Source organism: uncultured Corynebacterium sp. (assembly GCF_937999985.1).
Lineage (GTDB): Bacteria > Actinomycetota > Actinomycetes > Mycobacteriales > Mycobacteriaceae > Corynebacterium.
Window position 1 is genome coordinate 1 of sequence record NZ_CALLDG010000117.1, and the last position, 2545, is coordinate 2545.

At 61.5% G+C, this 2545-nt stretch carries 3 protein-coding genes and 1 pseudogene; all 4 read left to right on the forward strand.

Features of this window, described 5'->3' with window-relative positions:
• Positions 1–560: pseudogene (locus Q0331_RS05670) on the forward strand (pyruvate dehydrogenase (acetyl-transferring), homodimeric type); the annotation flags it as partial.
• A gap of 218 nt (positions 561–778) precedes the next feature.
• Positions 779–1135 (forward strand): phosphopantetheine-binding protein, encoded by a 357-nt coding sequence (locus Q0331_RS05675; protein WP_298075494.1) that lies wholly within the window; start codon positions 779–781, stop codon positions 1133–1135.
• Complete coding sequence (locus tag Q0331_RS05680; RefSeq protein WP_298075495.1) at positions 1132–2013, forward strand: serine hydrolase; 882 nt, start codon at positions 1132–1134, stop codon at positions 2011–2013. Before Q0331_RS05675 ends, Q0331_RS05680 begins: the two co-directional genes overlap by 4 nt.
• 348 nt (positions 2014–2361) lie before the next feature.
• The coding region (locus tag Q0331_RS05685) for a hypothetical protein (protein ID WP_298075496.1) at positions 2362–2545 on the forward strand (184 nt) is incomplete at its 3' end.

The following is a 2545-nucleotide window of genomic DNA, read 5'->3' on the forward strand; positions in this document are numbered from 1 at the left end:
CGGAGCCGGAGAACCTCGACGTGGAGGGGCTGCACAAGGGTATTTACCTTTATGACGCCGCCTCGGGCTCAGCGGGGTTGCAGGCCAATATTCTGGCCTCTGGCGTGGCCATGACAGCAGCGTTGAAGGCGAAGGAGCTGCTGAAGGAGTTCGACGTAGACGCGAACGTCTTCTCTGTGACCAGCTGGAACGAACTGGCCCGCGATGGCCAGGCCGTGGAGCTGGAGCAGCTGCGCGACCCGGCGGCGGAGCCCCGCACGGCGTTTATTACCCAGCAGCTGGAGGCAGCGGAGGGTCCGTTCGTGGCGGTGAGCGACTACGCCACCACCGTGGCCGAGCAGGTGCGCAAGTGGGTGCCGGGCGAGAACGTGGTGCTGGGTGCCGATGGCTTCGGCTTTGCGGATACTCGCGAGGCGGCGCGCCGCTACTTCAACGTGGATGCGGAGTCCATCGTGGTGGGCGTGCTGCTGGGATTGGCACGCGAGGGCAAGATCGAGCGTTCCGTGGCTGCGGAGGCGGCCGAACGTTTCCAGATCGACGACCCGACTGCAACCAACTAGCGACGAGCTAGCGGCAAGCTAGCTGCTGTCTAGCAGCCAACTAGCCCAGTAGGTGCAGCAGCGCCCGGGTGACGTCCTCCGGGCGCTCCCGCAAGATTGTTAGGATGAGTGTACAAACGTCCGCGCGATGCGGGATTGCGCTGGAGCTTTAGCCGTAAGGCTTTTAGCTTAGCGACCGACGCGCGGGCGAATATGGAGTGGCAGGAGAAGGAACGATCATGGCTGAACAAGATAACCAGCTGGCTGCGGCGCTGTCGAAGAAGCTGAAGAGGGACGGCGCTGAAGGTGCTGGCGCTGGTGCCGAGGGCACGGCGGGCGCTGCGGGCTCCGGAAAGAACGGCGCAGGCGAGAAGGACAAGCGCAGCATCGTACTGGACGTCGTGGAGGATGCGACGGGCATCGAACGCGAGGAGCTGGAGGGCTCCAAGCGCCTGGGCGATGACCTGAACATCGACTCGCTGTCCCTGATGGACATTGCCGTGCGCCTGGAGGAGGAGTTCGGCGTGGAGGTGCCGGACGAGGACATCAACCGGGTGAAGACCATCGACGAGCTGGTTGGCCTGGTGGACAAGTGAGCGGCGCGAAGGTGGCCGCGGTAGAGGACGTACTCGCCGAGCTGCGGGACTGGCCTGTCGACAACGTCGCCGCGGCGGCGCTGTGGGAGGACGACAGCGCCGCCGGGGCGGGTGCTCAAACAGTGACCTTCGGCGACACGTCCGCGCAGTTCCCCCTGGCCAGCGTGAGCAAGCTGGTCACCGCCTCTGCCACCCTGCTTGCCGTCGAGGAGGGCGCCTTCGAGCTGAACCAACAGGTTCCCGCAGAGCTACTGCCCGAGTTCGACGACCTGCCGACCGTCCGCGAGCTGCTGGCTCACACGGGCGGCATTGGTTTCCGCGGCCGCACCCCGGAGAAGCCGCGCAGTACCCGCCGTATCTACTCCTCGGCGGGTTACGAGGTGCTGGCGGATTTCATCGCCGCGGAGGCCGACATGCCTTTCGCGGATTACGTGGCCGAGGGCGTGTGCGCGCCGTTGGGCATCGAGGTAAAGGTCGAGGGCAGCGCGGGGCATGGTTTTTCTGCCTCGGTCGATGCCCTTGCGGTGTTGTCCTCTGAATTTTTGACGCCCTCACTCCTGGCTCCCTCTACCTTGAACGAGGCGCTGGAGCCGCAGTGGCCGGAGCTTTCCGGGGTGGTGCCGGGCTACGGGATGCAGAAACCTTGCCCGTGGGGTTTAGGCTTTGAGCTGCACGGCGAGAAGTCGCCGCACTGGTTGGGCGAGGGTATGCCCGAAACGGTGGCGGGGCACTTCGGTCAGTCGGGGACTTTCCTGTGGATTGACCGGAGTGGGAGCAAGAAAAAAGCCGCCGTCGTCCTCACGGATGAGAACTTCGGCGACTGGGCCAAGCAGCGCTGGGATGGCTTCAACCAGCGCCTTTGGGAGGCGCTGGGCTAGGCAGCTTTCAGCCTGAAAGTTCAGCACCCCCGACAGATTCCCTAAAACCGGTAGAGCCATTTTGCACCCCTAACTACCGAAGTTGAGAGAAGTGCGTAAACTAATAGAACACCAACTAGTACGACGACCTCCATTTTCCCAACAAGCCCTTCCGGTGCTTTAAAATTTAGCCAGGCCATCAAATCGCTCACTCGATCCCCCTACATGCGATCTAGACTCTTCCCCGCTTATGATGTAGACTGTTACCTTGAGAATAGATCCTCAGTAAGTGTTACCTCGTTAGTGGCACTGATTGCTCCATCGGGAATCGGTTAGCGGTTCCCGATTTTTTAACTAGGAGCAGTTCCTGTGAGTAGCAACAAACAGCAAAAGCGTTACCTTGTAGGAATCGACGTTGGGATCCGTTCACTCGGGCTAGCTGCCATAGAGGTAGATAAAGCCGGAGTTCCGATTAATGTTCTCAACGCCTTGTCACTAGTTCACGACGCTGGCTTAGATCCAAATTCTTCCAAAAAGGCACTCACACGTAAGA

What these genes read in the sequence shown, in the direction of transcription:
- Q0331_RS05675 (WP_298075494.1), top strand. Translation starts at nt 779, where the DNA reads ATGGCTGAACAAGATAACCAGCTGGCTGCGGCGCTGTCGAAGAAGCTG.